This is a genomic window from Aureimonas sp. AU12, from assembly GCF_001463705.1.
GTDB lineage: Bacteria > Pseudomonadota > Alphaproteobacteria > Rhizobiales > Rhizobiaceae > Aureimonas.
Genome location: NZ_BBWH01000014.1, coordinates 1 through 17,031 on the forward strand (window position 1 = coordinate 1; position 17,031 = coordinate 17,031).

General features: G+C 70.2%; 14 protein-coding genes. 10 read left to right on the forward strand and 4 right to left on the reverse strand.

The window, feature by feature from the left end; translation table 11 throughout:
• The first annotated feature begins 58 nt into the window (after positions 1 to 58).
• A complete protein-coding gene (locus AUL33_RS05690) occupies positions 59 to 1,105 on the forward strand; it encodes a CorA family divalent cation transporter (protein WP_062204956.1) in 1,047 nt (348 codons plus the stop codon).
• Positions 1,106 to 1,118: 13 nt separating this feature from the next.
• Here AUL33_RS05690 and AUL33_RS05695 read toward each other — a convergent pair whose 3' ends face one another.
• Positions 1,119 to 3,461 (reverse strand): DUF3772 domain-containing protein, encoded by a 2,343-nt coding sequence (locus tag AUL33_RS05695; RefSeq protein WP_062204958.1) that lies wholly within the window; start codon positions 3,459 to 3,461, stop codon positions 1,119 to 1,121.
• Positions 3,462 to 3,777: 316 nt separating this feature from the next.
• Between AUL33_RS05695 and AUL33_RS05700 the strand changes: the two genes are divergently transcribed.
• Positions 3,778 to 4,548, forward strand: a complete 771-nt coding sequence (locus AUL33_RS05700; protein ID WP_062204962.1) for a sulfite exporter TauE/SafE family protein — start codon at positions 3,778 to 3,780, stop codon at positions 4,546 to 4,548.
• 16 nt (positions 4,549 to 4,564) lie between these two features.
• Here AUL33_RS05700 and AUL33_RS05705 read toward each other — a convergent pair whose 3' ends face one another.
• Together AUL33_RS05705 and AUL33_RS05710 are read right to left on the reverse strand one after the other, a co-directional pair.
• The gene (locus tag AUL33_RS05705; protein ID WP_062205046.1) at positions 4,565 to 6,031 is read right to left on the reverse strand and encodes a YdiU family protein; all 1,467 of its coding nucleotides are present in this window, start codon (positions 6,029 to 6,031) and stop codon (positions 4,565 to 4,567) included.
• Positions 6,032 to 6,186: 155 nt separating this feature from the next.
• Positions 6,187 to 6,948, reverse strand: coding sequence for a LuxR family transcriptional regulator (locus tag AUL33_RS05710; RefSeq protein ID WP_062204964.1), 762 nt, complete (start codon positions 6,946 to 6,948; stop codon positions 6,187 to 6,189).
• A 161-nt stretch (positions 6,949 to 7,109) separates the two neighbouring features.
• On the opposite strand from AUL33_RS05710, the gene AUL33_RS05715 reads away from it, so the two are divergent.
• The 7 genes from AUL33_RS05715 (at position 7,110) to AUL33_RS05745 (ending at position 14,777) form a co-directional block, all read left to right on the forward strand.
• Positions 7,110 to 8,003 carry a proline iminopeptidase-family hydrolase gene (locus AUL33_RS05715; RefSeq protein WP_062204966.1) on the forward strand — a complete coding sequence of 298 codons (894 nt, stop codon included), beginning with the start codon at positions 7,110 to 7,112 and terminating at the stop codon, positions 8,001 to 8,003.
• An 84-nt stretch (positions 8,004 to 8,087) separates the two neighbouring features.
• Positions 8,088 to 9,026, forward strand: a complete 939-nt coding sequence (locus AUL33_RS05720) for an ABC transporter permease (protein ID WP_062204969.1) — start codon at positions 8,088 to 8,090, stop codon at positions 9,024 to 9,026.
• A gap of 59 nt (positions 9,027 to 9,085) precedes the next feature.
• Positions 9,086 to 9,892: an ABC transporter permease gene (locus AUL33_RS05725; RefSeq protein WP_374754409.1), complete on the forward strand. Its 807-nt coding sequence runs from the start codon at positions 9,086 to 9,088 to the stop codon at positions 9,890 to 9,892.
• Entirely contained in the window at positions 9,889 to 10,884 is a 996-nt protein-coding gene (locus tag AUL33_RS05730) for an ABC transporter ATP-binding protein (protein ID WP_062204972.1), read from the forward strand. Before AUL33_RS05725 ends, AUL33_RS05730 begins: the two co-directional genes overlap by 4 nt.
• Positions 10,881 to 11,945, forward strand: a complete 1,065-nt coding sequence (locus AUL33_RS05735; RefSeq protein ID WP_082652351.1) for an ABC transporter ATP-binding protein — start codon at positions 10,881 to 10,883, stop codon at positions 11,943 to 11,945. The genes AUL33_RS05730 and AUL33_RS05735 overlap by 4 nt, the downstream gene beginning before the upstream one ends.
• Positions 11,942 to 13,456 carry an ABC transporter substrate-binding protein gene (locus tag AUL33_RS05740; protein ID WP_062204975.1) on the forward strand — a complete coding sequence of 505 codons (1,515 nt, stop codon included), beginning with the start codon at positions 11,942 to 11,944 and terminating at the stop codon, positions 13,454 to 13,456. The genes AUL33_RS05735 and AUL33_RS05740 overlap by 4 nt, the downstream gene beginning before the upstream one ends.
• Positions 13,457 to 13,631: 175 nt before the next feature.
• Positions 13,632 to 14,777, forward strand: a complete 1,146-nt coding sequence (locus AUL33_RS05745; protein WP_062204978.1) for an epoxide hydrolase family protein — start codon at positions 13,632 to 13,634, stop codon at positions 14,775 to 14,777.
• A gap of 4 nt (positions 14,778 to 14,781) precedes the next feature.
• Here the strand turns inward: AUL33_RS05745 and AUL33_RS05750 are convergent, their stop codons facing one another.
• On the reverse strand, positions 14,782 to 16,068 hold the full coding sequence (locus tag AUL33_RS05750) for a glycerate kinase (protein WP_062204981.1): 1,287 nt from the start codon (positions 16,066 to 16,068) through the stop codon (positions 14,782 to 14,784).
• Between the two features lie 182 nt (positions 16,069 to 16,250).
• Between AUL33_RS05750 and AUL33_RS05755 the strand changes: the two genes are divergently transcribed.
• Positions 16,251 to 17,018: a hypothetical protein gene (locus tag AUL33_RS05755; RefSeq protein ID WP_062204982.1), complete on the forward strand. Its 768-nt coding sequence runs from the start codon at positions 16,251 to 16,253 to the stop codon at positions 17,016 to 17,018.
• Positions 17,019 to 17,031 lie beyond the last annotated feature (13 nt).

Genomic DNA, 17,031 nt, shown 5'->3' on the forward strand with positions numbered 1-17,031 from the left:
GTTCGGCGGGGACCGACCGCCCCGCCCGCCGAGACCGTCCTTCCCCACTGAGCCCGCATTGCCCCGCCTCACGTTCCCGCCCCAGCGCAGCGCAGCGCCGAAGATCCCGACGCCGCCCGCGCAGCCGGGCCTCGTCTGGGGCTTCTCGATCGATGGGGACCGCATCGCGGCGCTGGGAGAGGCCGACCTCGATCTGCTGGGCTCCGGCGAGACGGAGGGAGACGAGGCGGAGTTCCGCTGGCTGCACCTGAACCTTGCCAACCAAGGCACCCGGCGCTGGATCGAGGAGCAGGCGGCGCTGCCCGAGGCGGTGCGCGAACTCATGCTGTCGAGCGAGACGCACCAGCGGGCGCTCGTGGTGGAGGGGCATGTCGCCTGCGTCCTCCACGATTTCGAGGTGGATTTCGGCACCGAGGAGACCTCGCGCGTCGGTTCGCTGTCGCTGGCGCTCGGCGCCAACGCGATGCTGACCGCCCGCCACCATCCGCTCTCGGCCGGCAACGTGGTGCGCCGGCGCGTCGAGGCTGGCGCGCGGCCGCGCGATGCCGCGCAAGCCTTCGACCTCGCGGTCGGCGCGATCCTCGAGATCGCGGCGCGGCGGGCCACCGTGCTCGGCGTCGCCGTGCAGGGAAGCGAGGACAAGCTCCTCGCCGACGGCTGGGAGCCCGACCCCAAGGCCCTCGCCGCGCTTCGCCGCGAGGGCGTGCGCCTGCACCGGCAGGTCTCGGGCATCCGCGCCGTGCTGCAACGCCTGGAGACCGACGAGGAATTGCCCGAGCCGCTGCTGGCGACGATGGAGAAGCTGAACCAGCGCGTCGTCTCGTTGCATGGCGATGTCGGGGCGGCGCAGGGCGACCTTCGCCTGCTGCGCGACGAGATCGACCTGCAGATGACGCAGCGCACCAACCGCAACCTCTACGTCCTGTCGATCCTCTCGGCGCTGCTCCTGCCGGCGACGCTCGTCACCGGCTTCTTCGGCATGAACACCGGCGGCATGCCGTGGAGCGGCTCGGCGCACGGCACGCTCTTTGCCGGAGCCGCCGTCGCGGGCTCGGCCGCCTCGATCTATCTCTGGCTGCGCGGCAAGGACTTTCTCGGAAGCTGACGCCCGTCGCCGCTCAGGCGGTGGCGACCAGCGCGATCCCGTCGCTTCGGAAGCGCTCCAGCATGGCGAAGAAGATCGCCGAGCGCGTGGTGTAGACGGCGCGCGGCCCCGCGACGAAGGCGAAGGACTTGAAGACGATCTTGCCGTCCTCGATGCCGTCGATGAAGACGGACGGCGCGGGATCGGCGAGCACCGCCTCGTGCGCGGCATAGATGTCGAGCAGCGCGCGCCGCACGTTGGCGACGTCCACGTCGAGCGGCGCGGCGAAGACGATCTGGATGCGCCCGAGCGGGTTCGCCAGCGTCATGTTGCGGATCGTCTTGGTAATCAGCTCGGAATTGGGCACGATCAGGGTCGAGCGGTCGGCGATCTGGATCTCGGTGGAGCGCACGCTGATGCGCCGCACGTCGCCCTCGTCGGTGCCGATGCGCACGGTGTCGCCGATCTTCACCGGCCGCTCGGCGAGGAGAATGAGGCCGGAGACGAAGTTCTGGGTGATCGCCTGCAGACCGAAGCCGATGCCGACCGAGAGCGCCGAGACCACGAGGGCGATGCGCTCGACGCCGATGCCGAGCGCCGTCAGCGCCCAGAAGCCGGCGAGGATGATGCCGGCATAGCTGACGATGGTGGAGACCGAATTGCGCGCACCGGGGTCGAGGTCGGTGGCCGGAAGGTAGCGTTCGTCGAGCCAGTGGCGCACCCCGCGCATCAGCGCGATGCCGACCGCCAGCACCACCACCGCCTTGAGGATCGAGCCCGGCACGATGGTGAAGCCGCCGATGTTGATCTCGGCGGAGTTTCCGAACTGGTAGAAGAGCGAGCTGGCGCCCGGCCCGAGCGGCCCCGACAGGAGGATCGCCGCGAGCACGAGGATGGCGATGCGCAGGACCGCCGACAGCACCACGCCGATCTGGCCGACCTGCGACTTGCGAAGGCCGAGGCCCGCGTGGAGCGAGCGCCCGAGCCGGCTCTCGCCCGACAGGAGCGTGGTGCAGAGATCGTCGGCCACCACGAGCAGCAGATAGGCCGCCGCCGCGACGATCGCGGTCCAGATCGTCTGCCGGCTGAGGAAGAGCGCGAAATTCACGTAGCCCTGGAACGCCGCGACGACGCTGACGACGACGCAGATCCAGGCGGCCAGCGTCGCCAGCGTCACGAGCGTCGTCTGCGCGCTCGGCTCGCGGCTCGCCCCTTCCGGGTGATTGCGCCGCAGGCGGCCGAGACTGACGAGAACGGCGACGATGAGGCCGCAATAGGTGAAGGCGACGACGTAGTTGAGGAGGATCGCGGCCGGCTGGCTGACGCCCACCGCCCGCCCCGTCTCGACGATCGCGACGCCGCAGAAGGTCAGGACGGCGCAGAGGCCGGGATAGGATCGCAGCCGCCGCGCGGCATCCTCTCCGATCGGCAGCAGGCGCCAGGACGGCTTGCCGACGAGCAGCAGCCCGGCGCCGAGCGCCAGAACGAAGGCGCCGACCGTGGCCGTCACCGTCAGCATCTCGGCGAGCGGGCGCACGCCTCGCGTCAGGAAGCCCGCCCAGTTCGCCGTGGCATAGACGGCGAGGAAGCCGAGCGCCGAGGTCAGCGTGCCCACGAGCACGAACCAGAGCGCCAGCCCCGAGCGCCGGGCGCGCGAGGCCGGAACCTGGCTCACCGCGAAGTTGCGCCCGGCCTGGCGCAGGCGCCGCCGCACCGGCAGGATGAGCACGGCGGCAATCGCCAGCGCGCCCGCCAGCGCCAGAAGCCGCAAGGGCAGATTGGCCTGCGGAATGCGGTTGAGCGCGTCGCCGAAGAAGTCTCGGAAGCGCGCGCTGTCGTCGGGCAGGCTGGCGCCGACCACGCTCCAGAGCGCCGGCGAGAGCGGCGAGGCGACGAGCTTGAACGTATCGCGGCTGAACGCCTCGTTGATCTCGAGGATCATCCGGTCGATCAGGTCCTTGGCGTCGGCCGCGAGCAGGCGCCCGCGCTTGATCGCCGAGTCGAGATCGCCGCGCTCGGTGTCGAGCTTATCGCGCTGCGCCTTGACGTCGGGCGCCTCGGCGTCGGTCGCCTCGCCGAGTTCGGCGATGCGGGCGTCCATCGCCTCCAGCTGCGGCACGAGCAGCGCCACGGCGGCGTTGGCGGCGGTGCCGACCGCCATACCGCGATCGCGCAGCTCGGCCTTGCGGGCCGCATCCGTGTCCCCGTCGGCGGCCTGCGTGATGGCGCCGAGCTCGGCCGTCTGCGCGTCGAGCACGGCGATCGGATCGGGCGCGGCGACCGCGCCGTCCTGAGCCTGCGCGAGCGTTGCCGCCATGAAGAGAAGGCAGCCGGCGAGTGCGGCAGCCCATGCCCGCAGGAAGGTCTTGATCGTCATCGATGCGTCCCCTCCGGTCGCGTCGCCGCTCCGGTCTCTCGAACTCGCGGTGTCGTTCCGGCCCCGCCCCATCCCCCCGGACGGATCGCGCATCCGTGCAGGCGACGCGATCCCGGCGCATGGACCTGCGGCCCGGCCATAATGTGGCGAGCCTTGCCCGGACCTCACGGTTCGGCGCCGGCTTGCCCGTCCGCCGATCCTGCGGGACAAGGTCGGGCGCGGCACGGCGAATCACGGGTGGCTCGGGCGCGCGACCCGGCAAGCGCGGTCGCTCCCCGCATGCCGGGTCGATCGAACGCAACGGGCGGGATCTCGCATGCCAGGCATCTTCGACGGACTGATCGCGACGCCGCTGACGCTGGGTCTGGCCTTGATGGCGGCCTTCTTCGTCGGCCTGTCGAAGGGCGGCCTGCCGGTCGTGGGCATGCTCAGCGTGCCCATCCTGGCGCTCGCCATGCCGCCGCTGGCGGCCGCCGCGCTCATCCTGCCGATCTACGTCGTGTCGGACCTCGTCGGCATCTATCTCTACCGCCACCGCTACAACCTGCGGAACCTCGCGATCCTCGCCCCGGCCAGCTTCGTCGGCGTCGCCATCGGCTGGGCCACCGTGTCGATCATCCCCGACCGCGCCATCACCTTCACGATCGGCGCCCTCGGCCTGCTGTTCTGCCTCGATGCGTTCGCCAAGCGGCGCCGGCCCGTGGCGGCACGCCCGGCCGACGTGCCGCGCGGCCTGTTCTGGGGCGTCCTGTCGGGGATCTCGTCCTTCATTTCGCATGCGGGCGGGCCGCCCTATCAGATGTACGTTCTGCCCCAGCGGCTTGAGAAGCTCGAATATGCGGGGACGACGACGATCCTCTTCGCCTTCGTCAATGCGGTGAAGGTCTTCTTCTACTGGCAGCTCGGGCAGGTCTCGATCGCCGGCAATCTCGAACCGACGCTCGTTCTCCTGCCGATCAGCGTCGCCGCCGCCTTCCTCGGCGCCTGGGCGACGCGGCGCATCGACGAGCGCCTGTTCTTCAAGCTGGTGGAAGGCGTGCTCTTCGCGTCGTCCCTTCTCCTCGTCGTCAAGGCGATCCGCGGCTGACGGGGCGCCGGCCGGTTCAGGTGCCGCAGAAGGTCCGGTAGGGCTCAATGGCGATCGGCGGCGGCTCCCCCTCGCCCGGCTGGTCGTCGTAGGGCCGGGAAAGACGGGCGTTCAGCGCCTCGAACGGGCCGAAATCGGCATGGCCGACCGCCGCCTCGATCGCGGCCTCCACGCGGTGGTTGCGCGGAATCACGGCCGGGTTCGTCCGGCGCATGGCCGCGCGCCGCTCAGCCGGGTCCATACCATCCCTTGCGAGACGCTCGCGCCAGCGCACGGCCCAGTCGTCGAACGCGGCAGGGTCGCGGAACAGGATGCGCACCGCGTCGTTGCCGCCGGTCTCGGCCTCGCAGAGCCGGCGGAAGGTCAGCGTCTGATCGGCGCCGTTCGCCTCCATCCGGTCGAGGAGGTCCTGTGCCAGCGCCGCATCGCCATCCTCCCAGGGCGCGCCCAGGCCGATCTTGCGGCGCAGGCCGTCGACATAGGCATCACCCATCAGAGCGGGAAAGACGGAGAGGGCCGCATTGGCCCGCTCCACCGCCGCTTCGCGGTCGCTCGCGATGAGCGGCAGCAGGCTTTCGGCGAGGCGCACGAGGTTCCAGTGCGCGATGCCCGGCTGGTTGGCGAAGGCGTAGCGGCCGTTGCGGTCGATCGAGGAGAAGACCGCCGCCGGATCATAAGCGTCGAGGAAGGCGCAAGGGCCGTAATCGATGGTCTCGCCGGAGATCGACATGTTGTCGGTGTTCATGACGCCGTGAACGAAGCCGACGCTCATCCACTGCGCGACGAGCCGCACCTGCCGGCGCATGACCCCTTCGAAGAAGGCGAGAGCGGGCTCGGGCGCCTCGGCCGCCGCCGGATCGTGGCGGGCGATGGCATAGTCGACGAGGCGCCGCAGCCCGTCCTCGTCGCCGCGCGCGGCGAAGAACTGGAACGTGCCGATGCGGATGTGGCTGGCGGCGACGCGCGTCAGCACCGCGCCCGGCAGTTCCGTCTCGCGCAGCACGCTTTCGCCGGTCTCGACGGCGGCGAGAGCGCGGGTGGTGGGGATGCCGAGCGCCGCCATGGCCTCGCTCACCAGATACTCGCGCAGCACCGGGCCGAGCGCTGCGCGCCCGTCGCCCCGGCGCGAGAAGGGTGTCGGCCCCGAGCCCTTGAGCTGGATGTCGAAGCGTCGGCCCTCCCCGTCCACCACCTCGCCGAGCAACACCGCGCGCCCGTCGCCGAGCTGCGGCACGAACTGGCCGAACTGATGCCCGGCATAGGCGAGCGCGATCGGATCGGCGCCCTCGGGCACGCTGGCACCCGACAGGAAGGCGGCCCCCGCCGGGCTGTCGAGCGCCTCCGCATCGAGGCCTAGAGCCTCGGCGAGCGGCCGGTTCAGCCGGATCAGCCGCGGCCGCATCACTGGCGTCGGCGCGACCCGCGCGAAGAAGGCCGGCGGCAGAGCGGCATAGCTGTTGTCGAAGGCAATCGGATGGGACATGGAGGCTCCGCGAACGGCCGAGAGAGGCGGCGGCGGATCGCCGCTGCCTCCGGCGGCCGGGACGGCCCCAAGATAGGGAGCCGACCGACCGTTCTCAACGCGCGAGGCCATGTGGACGTTACCATCGCGCGGCCCGCCTCACGATCTCCGCGTCGTCAAGAGAGGAGCCTGTAATGCGCCGCGCGGGCGACGAGCTGGGCGCGGTTGCGGGCGCCGAGTTTGCGGGCGGCGGCGTTGAGATGCATCGTCACGGTGGGCGCCGAGCGGTTGATCTTCAGCGAGATCTCCTTGGCCGACAGCCCCTCGCCCGAAAACCGCACGCATTCGCGCTCGCGCGGGGTCAGGCGCACGGCGCGCGACTGGCGCTCGGCCTCGCCGAAGAGCGGCTCGATCGCGGCGTGGACGGCATGGGCGAGAAGCGCGAAATCGGCCAGATGCTCCTGCGCCTCGCGGTCGAAATCGGCCGCCGCGTCGTGGCGGATACCCGTCACGGTGGCGCAGTCGCCGCGCAGGAGATGGATCGGCACCGTCATGCCGCAGGTGATGCGGGCGTCGTGGACATAATCGACCACCGGGGCATGCACCTCGCTGAGCGAGCGGTTCAGCACCGTGCGATCGTCGCGCCGGTAGCTCCAGACGAAGGGCTTGGGGCTCTGCAGCGCAAGATGCTGCACGGGGTCGATCTGGTAGAAGCCGCTCGACGACCAGAGCGCCGCCATGTCGGCGGGTACGTCGCGCATGCCGAAATAGGACGGCGTGATCAGCGTTCCCTCATGCGTGTAGGTCACCGGGGTGTAGTCGTAGATCAGCGCCGTGAGGCCGAGATGGCTCATCGCCTGATGCGCGTGGTCGAGCTTGCCGTCGATCCCCGCGATCGCCTCCAGCCCTTCCTCGAACTCCGAAACGTGCCAAGCCATCAACGCCTTGCCCTGCGACTGCCAATCGATGCGGCATGTTCACATTTTGAGCGCCCGGCGGCAAGATGGCGACGCCACGACCTATCGATTCTGATAGCTTTCGCACCAAGGCGTCCCGGACCTATGGTCCCGCCGACGAGAAGCCGAGGGAGTGGACAGCCATGTGGCGTGAGATCGAACCGGACGAGACGCGGCGCATCGCCGTCGAGGGCGGCGAGGTCGTCACCTATTCCTTCGGCAGCGGCGACGACGTCGTCCTGCTTTTGAACGGCGGCCCGGGCCTGCCCTGCGACTACCTGCGCGACAGCCATTCCTGCCTGATCGACCACGGCTACCGCGTCGTCGCCTTCGACCAGCTCGGCACCGGGCGCTCCGACCGGCCGACCGATCCCGCCCTCTGGACGATCGAGCGCTACGTGCGTGAGGTCGAGACCGTCCGCCAGACGCTCGGGCTCGGTCCGGTCCATCTCGTCGGCCAGTCCTGGGGCGGCTGGCTCTCGGTGGAATATGCGCTGACGCATCCGGACGCCCTGCGCACGCTGGTGCTGGAAAACACCGCCGCCGACATTCCCCATCTCGTCGGCGAGCTCGATCGGCTGCGCGAGGCGCTGGGCTCCGAGACCGTGGCGATGATGCAGCGTCACGAGGCCGAGGGCACGCTCGACCATCCCGAATATCAGGCCGCCATCACCGTCCTCAACTATCGCCATGTCTGCCGCCTCGCGGAATGGCCGGCGCCGGTGAAGCGCTCGCTCGGCGACTGGAACATGGGGCCCTACGAGACGATCCAGGGGCCGAACGAGTTCACCTATACCGGCAATCTCAAGGACTGGAACCGTGTGCCCGATATGCACCGGATCACCGTCCCGACGCTCATCACGGTCGGCCAGCACGACGAACTGACGCCGGCCTGCGCCATGCGGATGAAGCATGCGCTGCCCGACGCCGAGCTGAAGGTGTTCCCCAATTCCAGCCACATGCCCTTCTTCGAAGAGCCGGCGGCGTTCTTTCCGGTGCTCGTCGATTTCCTGGCGCGGCGCGGCGGCCGCGCATGAGGGCGCCGGCCGGGCTCACCGAAACAGGCGCAACCTCGGGCGGGTGCCCTCGCGCTCGGCTTGCCGGCAAGGCGGCCTGACCCGATGCATCGCTACCGCTTCGTCCTGACCCGGCCCTTCCAGCTCATCCCGGTGCTCCTGGGCATCAGCATCGTCACCTTCGTGCTGGTGCGCTCGATCCCCGGCGATCCCGCCCGCCTCATCCTCGGCACGCGCGCGACGCCCGAGGCCTTGGCGCGGGTGCGCGCCCAGTTCGGCCTCGATGCGCCGCTCTGGACCCAGTATCTCTACTTCCTGAAGAACCTCGGCGCCGGCGAGATGGGCCGCTCCATCCTCTACAAGGTGGACGTGCTCGGCCTCATCGCCAGCCGCATCGAGCCGACGCTGGTGCTGGTGGCGGGCGCCGTCGCGCTCTCGCTTCTCATCTGCGTGCCGATGGCGACCTTCGCCGCGCGCCATCGCGGCGGCCCGGTGGATCAGGGCGTGCGCTTCGTCTCGACGATGGGCCTCGGCCTGCCGAACTTCTGGCTGGCGATCATGCTCATCATCCTCTTCTCGGTGACGCTCGACTGGTTCCCCGTCTCCGGCTACGGCCAGACGCTGCCCGACAAGCTGCACCACATGGTGCTGCCCTGGGCGACGATCGCGCTGTCGCTGTCGGCGGTGCTGACGCGGAGCCTGCGCGCCACGCTGGTCGCCGAGATGCAGTCGGACGTGGCGCTGGCCGCCCGCGCCCGCGGGCTGCCCGAAGGCGTCATCTTCCGCCGCCACGTCCTGCCGAACTCGATCCTGCCGACACTCAACCTCCTCGCCGTCAACATCGGCTGGCTGATCGGCGGTACGGTCGTGGTGGAGCAGGTCTTCGCCATCCCCGGCATGGGGCAGCTGCTGGTGCGGGCGATCTTCTCGCGCGACTACATGGTGGTGCAGGGCGTCGCCATGGTCTTCGCGGTGGCTACCGTGCTCGTCAATTTCCTCGCCGATATTCTCACCGTCACGGCCGATCCGCGGGTGAAGCTGTGAGCGCGGCGCTTCCCGTTCCGACGCTCGCCCCGCCGCTGCCCGCCAGCCGCTCGCGACGCATTGCCGGCCTTCCCGCGCCGCTGCTCGCGGGCGCCGCGATGCTCGCGCTGTTCCTGGCGCTGGCGCTGCTCGCGCCGCTCATTGCGCCCTACGATCCGATCTATCAGGACGCCACCGCGCGCCTGGCCTCGCCCTCGCTCGCCCATCCGTTCGGCACCGACAATTACGGCCGCGACATCCTCTCGCGCGTCCTCTTCGCCATCCGCATCGACCTGCAGCTCGCCGTCTTCGGCGTCGCCTTCCCCTTCGCCATCGGCACCGTGGTCGGCACGGTCGCCGGCTATTTCGGCGGGGTCGTCGACACCGTGTTCATGCGCATCGTCGATGTCGTGCTGGCCTTTCCCTTCCTCGTGCTGATGCTCGCCGTCATCACCATTCTCGGCCCCGGCCTGCAGAGCTTCTTCATTGCCATGGCGCTCGTCGGCTGGGTCTCCTACGCCCGGCTGGTGCGCGCCCAGATCCTCGTCCTCAAGGGCAGCGACTTCGCGGTCGCCGCCCGCTCGCTCGGCTTTTCCCATGCCCGCATCATGTTCCGCCATCTCCTGCCCAACGCGCTGACGGCCTCGATCGTCTTCGCCATGTCCGACTGCGTGCTCGTGCTCCTGTCGGGCGCGGCGATCTCCTATCTCGGCCTCGGCGTGCAGCCGCCCGCCGCAGAATGGGGCATCATGGTGGCCGAAGGCCAGGGCTTCATCTCGCGGGCCTGGTGGATCTCGGCCTTTCCGGGCCTTGCCATCGTCACGCTTGCCTTCGCCTTCAGCCTCGTCGCCGACGGCCTCGGCGAGTTCCTGGGACGACGGGCATGAGCGCCGCGCTGGACATCGAGGGCCTCAGCGTCGCCAGCCGCGACACGGGGCGCGAGCGGCGCATCGTCGACGACCTGTCGTTCCGGCTGGAGGCCGGCGAGATCCTCGGCCTCGTCGGCGAGAGCGGTTCGGGCAAGACGGTCGCCTGCCGCGCCCTCATGCGCCTGCTCCCGGCCTCGCTCGCGATCTCCGCGCGCCGGGTGGCGATCAACGGCCGCGAGGTCTCGAAACTGCCCGAGGCCGAGTTCGCCAAGCTGCGCGGGCGCGAGATCGGCATGATCTTCCAGAACCCCGCGAGCCATCTCGATCCGGTGATGCGCATCGGAGAACAGATCGCCGAGACCGTGCGCCACACGCGCGGCTTCTCGCGGCGCGAGGCGGCGCGCGAGAGTGTCGACCTCCTGCGCCAGGTCGGCATTCCCGATCCCGAGCGACGCGCGATGAGCTTTACGCACGAGTTTTCCGGCGGCATGCGCCAGCGCGCGATGATCGCCGTGGCGCTCGCCTCAGACCCGAAGGTGCTGATCGCCGACGAGCCGACCACCGCGCTTGACGTCACCGTGCAGGCGCAGATCCTGCGGCTGCTGACCGAGCTGCGCGACCGGCGCGGCCTGTCGATCGTCTTCATCACTCACGATCTCGGCGTCGTCTCGCAGCTCTGCGACCGCATCGCCGTTCTCTACGCGGGCCGGCTCTGCGAGATCGGGCCCAAGCGCGAAGTGCTGCTGGCGCCGCGACACCCCTACGCCGCTGGACTTGTCGCCTGCCAACCGGCGGCCAGCACAGGCGCCCGCCGTCTTCGGACGATCGAGGGCCAGCCGCCGTCCGCCGGCGCCATGCCGGAGGGCTGCCGCTTCCATCCGCGCTGTTCGAAGGCCGAGGACGACTGCCGCACGCGCCAGCCGCAGCTTGAGAGCGTCGGCGGCGATCATGCCGCCGCCTGCTTCCACCGGCTCGCCGCACCGGCCCGCCATGGAGGGATCGCCGCATGAGCGCCGTTCCCTCCTCCCCCGACACGATCCTCGAAGTCGACGATGTCGAGGTGCGCTTCGCCGCGCCCGGCGGCGGGCCGTTCGGCCTGCAGCGGCGCGAGGTGCGGGCCGTCAACGGCGTCTCGCTTTCCGTTCGCCGCGGCGAGACGGTCGGCATTGTCGGCGAGAGCGGATCGGGCAAGTCGACGCTCGGACGCGCCATCCTCGGCCTCGATCGCGTGACGCAGGGCCATGTCGTCTTCGATGGCATCAAGGTTTCGGACGGCCGGCGCGACGCATTGCGGACCCTTCGCTCGCGCACGGCCATGGTGTTTCAGGACCCCGCCAACTCGCTGAACCCGCGCCTGACGGTCGGCGAGACGCTGACGGAAGTCCTGCGCGTCCACGCCAAGACGGCGCGAGGTGGGGAAGGCGCCCGCGTCACCGAACTGCTGCGGCTCGTCGGGCTCGATCCCGCGCTCGCAGGGCGGCGTCCGGCCGCGCTGTCGGGCGGCCAGTGCCAGCGCGTCGGCATCGCGCGGGCGCTCGCGGTGGAGCCCTCGCTCGTGATCGCCGACGAGTGCGTCGCCGCGCTCGACGTGTCGATCCAGGGCCAGATCATCAATCTCTTCCTCGATCTCAAGGACGAGATCGGCCTGACGCTGATCTTCATCGCCCACGACCTCGCCATCGTGCGCCGGCTCTGCGACCGGGTGGCGGTGATGTATCTCGGGCGCATCGTCGAGGAAGGCCCGACCGAGGCGATCTTCCGCGCCCCGCGCCACCCCTACACCGCCGCCCTCATCGCCGCGATCCCAGAGATCGACCCGGATCTGGCGCTGCCCGAGGCGCCGATGGGCGGCGAGCCGCCGAGCCCGCTCGCCCTGCCGCCGGGCTGCACCTTCCATCCGCGCTGCGGCTTTGCCGAAGATCGCTGCCGGACCGGCCCGCCGCCGAGCCTTCGCCGCGCCGACGACCACGGTTGGGCCTGCATCCTCGAGCCCGGCACGCTGGCGACGCCGGCGCGCAACGTCCCGTCTCTCCACCTCCCCCTCCGCCCCGACCATGAGGTTCCCGCATGACCCGATCCCGCATGACGCGCCTTCTTGCCGCCACCGCGCTGGCCGCCCTGTCCCTCACCGCCTCGATCGCCGAGGCGGCCGGTGTCCTGACGATCGGTCGCCGCGAGGATTCCACCACGTTCGACCCGATCGCCTCGGCGCAGAACGTCGACAACTGGGTCTATTCGAACGTGTTCGACGTGCTGGTGCGCGTCGACAAGACCGGCACGAAGCTGGAGCCGGGCCTCGCCGAGAGCTGGACCGTCTCGGACGACAAGCTCACCTACGTGTTCACCCTTCGCGACGCCAAGTTCTCCGACGGCTCGCCCGTCACCGCCGAGGATGCCGCCTTCTCGCTCCTGCGCATCCGCGACGAGCCGACCTCGCTCTGGTCTTCCTCTTATTCGATCGTCGACACCGCGACGGCCACCGACGCCAAGACGCTGACCGTCAAGCTGAAGGAGCCCTCGGTGCCCTTCCTCGCCTCGCTGGCTCTGCCGAACGTCTCGGTTCTGCCGAAGAAGGTGGTCGAGGCGAAGGGTGAGGAATTCGCCTCCGCGCCGATCGGCTCCGGCGCCTTCTCTGTAAAGGAGTGGATCCGCGGCGACCGGGTGATCCTCGAGAAGAACCCGAACTACTGGGACGCCGCGAAGGTCAGCCTCGATGGCGTCGAGTGGATCTCCGTGCCCGACGACAACACGCGCATGCTCAACGTGCAGGCCGGCGAACTGGACGCGGCGATCTTCGTGCCCTTCTCGCGCGTCGAGCAGCTGAAGCAGGACGCCGGCCTCAAGGTCTCGCTGGACACCTCGACCCGCGAGGACGCGCTCCTCATCAACCACGAGAAGGGCAAGCTCGGCGAGATCGCCGTGCGCCAGGCGCTGGACATGGCCATCGACAAGCAGGCGATCGTCGATGCCGTGACCTTCGGCATCGGAACGGTGGCGAACTCCTACATTCCGAAGGGCGCACTCTACTACAATGCCGACAACCTGCGCCGCCCCTACGACCCCGAGAAGGCCAAGGCGATGCTGGCGGAGGCCGGCGCGTCCGACCTGTCGCTCGACTACAACGTGAAGGCTGGCGACGAGGTGGACGAGCAGATCGCCGTCCTCATCCAGCAGCAGCTCTCGAAGGCCGGCGTCACCGTCAACATCAACAAGGTCGACGCCGCCTCGCAGTGGGACATGTTCATCGCCGGCGACTTCGACGTCGCGGTCGGCTACTGGACGAACGACGTGCTCGACCCCGACCAGAAGACGACCTTCGTGCTCGGAGACGATTCGAACATGAACTACATGACCCGCTACAAGAATGCCGACGTGAAGGCGCTGGTCGCCAAGGCCCGCACGGAGGCCGACCCGGCCAAGCGCGAGGCCATGTATGTGGAGTTGCAGACAACCGCGAAGGCCGACGCCAACTGGATTGACCTCTACTACAGCCCCTATATCAACGTGACGCGCGCCAATATCGACGGCTTCTACCAGAACCCGCTCGGCCGCTTCTGGCTGGAAGACGTCGTCAAGAACTGACGCCGCACTCGTCACGGTGCGGGCGGCGAAAACCACCCGCGCCACCCCCTCGAACAGCTTGCCGGCTGCATGTTCGCCGGCAGGCGCCGGGCTGGCCGATCAACCCGCCGGTTCCAGATGATGCGTCCAGCAGGCCGCCCGTCGTTTCGACGGGTCGGCGGTGGAGGCCGGACCGATGACCCCTTTCGAAGTCTCGTGGGACGAAGCGAAGCTCGAGGCCGTTCGCGACCGGGTCCGCGCCTTCCGCATGCCCGTGACACCCCAGGTTTTGGATGGCGAGGGCTGGCGCTATGGCTGCGACCCCGCCTTCCTCGAGACGCTGCGCCAATATTGGCTCGACGGATTCGACGCCCGCGCCGCCGAGCGCGAGCTTAACCGCTTTCCGCAGGTTACGCTCCGGGTCGAAGGCCTCGATCTCCATGCCGTCCATCTCGTCGGCGAGGCCGAGGGGCGCAATCCGCTTCTCCTGACCCATGGATGGCCGGGCTCGACCTATGAGTTCTGGCAGGTCGCGGAACCCCTCGCCTTCCCCAGCCGCTTCGGCGGCCGGGCCGAGGACGCGTTCGATCTCGTGATCCCCTCGCTGCCGGGCTTCGGCTTCTCCGGCAAGCCGTCCCGCCCGATCGGCCCGCGCACCGTCGCGAGGCTCTTCGACACGATGATGCGCGAGGGCTTCGGATATTCGCGCTATCTGGCGCAAGGCGGAGATTGGGGCGCCGGCGTCAGCGCTTTGCTGGCGCTCGACCATCCCGCGAGCGTCAAGGGGATCCATCTGAACTACCTGCTGGTGCAGCCGGCCGGCGACCCCGAGACGGCGGAAGAAAAAGCCTGGAAATCGGCCTATGACGACGCGCAGCAGCGGCTCGGCGGCTATTCCCATCTGCAGGGCACGAAACCGCAGTCGCTGGCCTATGCCATGGCCGATAATCCAATGGCGCAGGCGGCCTGGCTGGTGGAGCGCTTCCACGACTGGGCCGATCTGCGAGGCAAACCCTTCGAGGAAGTCTTCACCCTCGACCAGCTCCTCACCGACGTGATGATCACCGTCATGAACGACGCCTTCCCGACCGCCGCCTGGATCTACGCGGGCGCCGCCGAGGAGGGCATTCGCAAGATGGCGGCGGGGCAGCGGGTCGATGTTCCCACCGCCTTCTCGGCCTATCCCGACCCGCGCGCGCCGAACCCGCCGCGAAGCTGGGTGGAGCGCGGCTACCGGCTAACGCGCTGGCGCGACATGCCCCGCGGCGGCCATTTCGCCGCGATGGAAGCGCCCGACCTCTTCGTCGAGGACCTTCGCGACTGGTCGCGCTCCCTCGCCTGACACGTCAATCGGGCAGGATCAGCACCGCCCGCAGGTCGTTGACGTTGGTCAGCGTCGGCCCGGTACGCACGAGGTCGCCGAGCCGGTCGAACAGGGTGTAGCTGTCATGGGCTTGCAGGACGGCGGCGGGGTCGAGCCCGGCTTCGCGGGCAAGGGCCAGCGTTGGCGGCGAGATCACCGCGCCCGCCGCATCCTCCGTGCCGTCGATGCCGTCGGTGTCTCCGGCCAAGGCATGAATACCGGGTTCGCCGCCGAGCGCCACGGCGAGCGAGAGCAGAAACTCGCTGTTGCGCCCGCCCCGGCCCGGGGGCCCCGAGCCGATCGTCACCGTGGTCTCGCCGCCCGAGAGCAGCACCGCCGGCCCGCGCACGGGATGGCCGTGCCGCTTCACCGAGCGCGCGATGCCGGCCATCACGATCCCGGCCTCGCGCGCCTCGCCCTCCAGCGCATCGCCGAGGATCAGCGGCGTGATGCCGGCGGCGCGTGCCACCGTTGCGGCGGCTTCGAGCGCCATCTGCGGCGTCGCGATCAGGCGGAAATCGGCCTCGAAGGGCTGGGCCGGCTCGGGCGGAGCGGCGAGACGGCTGCGTACGGCGTCGGGCAGGCCGGGGCCGAGGCGCGCCGCCAGCGCGCCGAGATCCTCGCCGGCATCGGGATCGAAGACCGTGGGGCCGGATGCGATGGCGCGGGGGTCGTCGCCCGGCACGTCGGAGATCGCCAGCGTCACCAGCCGTGCCGGACGCGCGGCGAGCGCCAGCCGGCCGCCCTTGATGCCCGACAGCCGGCGCCGGACGCGGTTCATCTCGTTGATCCCCGCACCGGAGGCGAGGAGCAGGCGGTTGACCGCGATCTTGTCGGCCAGCGTCAGTCCGTCCGCCGGCAGCGCCATCAGCGACGAGCCGCCGCCCGAAACGAGCGCCAGCACGAGATCGTCGGGCCCCAGCCCGTTGAGCGCGCCGAGAATGCGCCGCGCCGCGCTTTCGCTCATCGCATCGGGCACCGGGTGGGCGGCCTCGATCACCTCGATCCGGCGCGTCGGGGCGCCGTGCCCGTAGCGCGTCACCACGACACCGGAGAGGTCGACGTCGGGCCAGGCCGCCTCCACCGCCTGCGCCATCACGGCGGCGGACTTGCCGGCGCCGACCACGACGCAGCGCCCGCGCGGCTTCTCCGGCAGGAACGGCGCGAGGACACGCAGCGGATCGGCGCTGGCGATGCCGGCGGCGAACACGCGCTCCAGCCAGGCGCGGGGGTTGAACCCCGCGGTGTCGACGGTCTGCACGGCGCTCATGATCCCTCCCCGATCGCTCTCTGCCCGCGATCCTAGACGATCGCCGGCCGGCGTGCAGGAGCCGCGGCGGATCCCTGCCTTGCAACATATCGACGGCATTCGGCTACATTTCGTAACGCTGCGGCCCGAAACCTGTCGCCGAAATCCCGCATCCTCGTCTTGCTCGACAAGGAGACGAACCGATGACGAACCCCCGCAAGCTGTCCCAGTCCCCGGCACGGTCCTTCGACCGCGCCCGGTCCCTCGCCGCCGTGGTGGGCAGACGGCTTCTGGTGCAGGCGGCCCTGTCGGGCACCGTCATGCTCGGCCTTCAGATGGCCTCGCAGATCGATCTGGGTCTCTCCGCGAAGCTGGCGGGGGTCGACTGGTCGCAGCTCGCCGACGCCCACACGGCGCCCGAACAGGCGAACAGGGATGCGCCGACGCGCCCCGATGTCGAGGCTTCGCACCCGCTGGATCTCGTGCGAACCGCGTCCCTCACGCCGGCCCCCACCACCACGGTCCTGGCTTGGCCGGCGGCCCCGGCCGCGAGAACCAGCCGCCTTCCGGGTCCTGCCGGGATCGACGCCACCAGGCCGCAGGCCGCGGTGACGGCCGAAGAGCGCCCTCGCCCCGTGACGCGCGCCCGCACGCAGGGCGCAGGCACCGCATCCGCCGCCGACGTCGTGCGCTTCGACGAATGCCAGCCGCTCTGCGAGTCCCGTGATCCCCTGCTTCTCCAGACGGCGATGGTGACCGGCGGCCGCGACACGGCGACCATCGCGCCGGTCGCTGAGCGGCTCGTATCCGTCGCTTCGCCCTCGACCATTCCCGAACTGGGGTCGCAGCTCTCCGAGCCCGCCCCGCCGCTAGCGCGCGGCGTCGTCGGCACGGCCGTGGACGGTCTGGTCGGCGCGCGCGACGTCGCCGCATCGGCGGTCGGCAGGGTCGCCGGGCTCGTCGGCTGGTAGCCGGTCCCGGCCC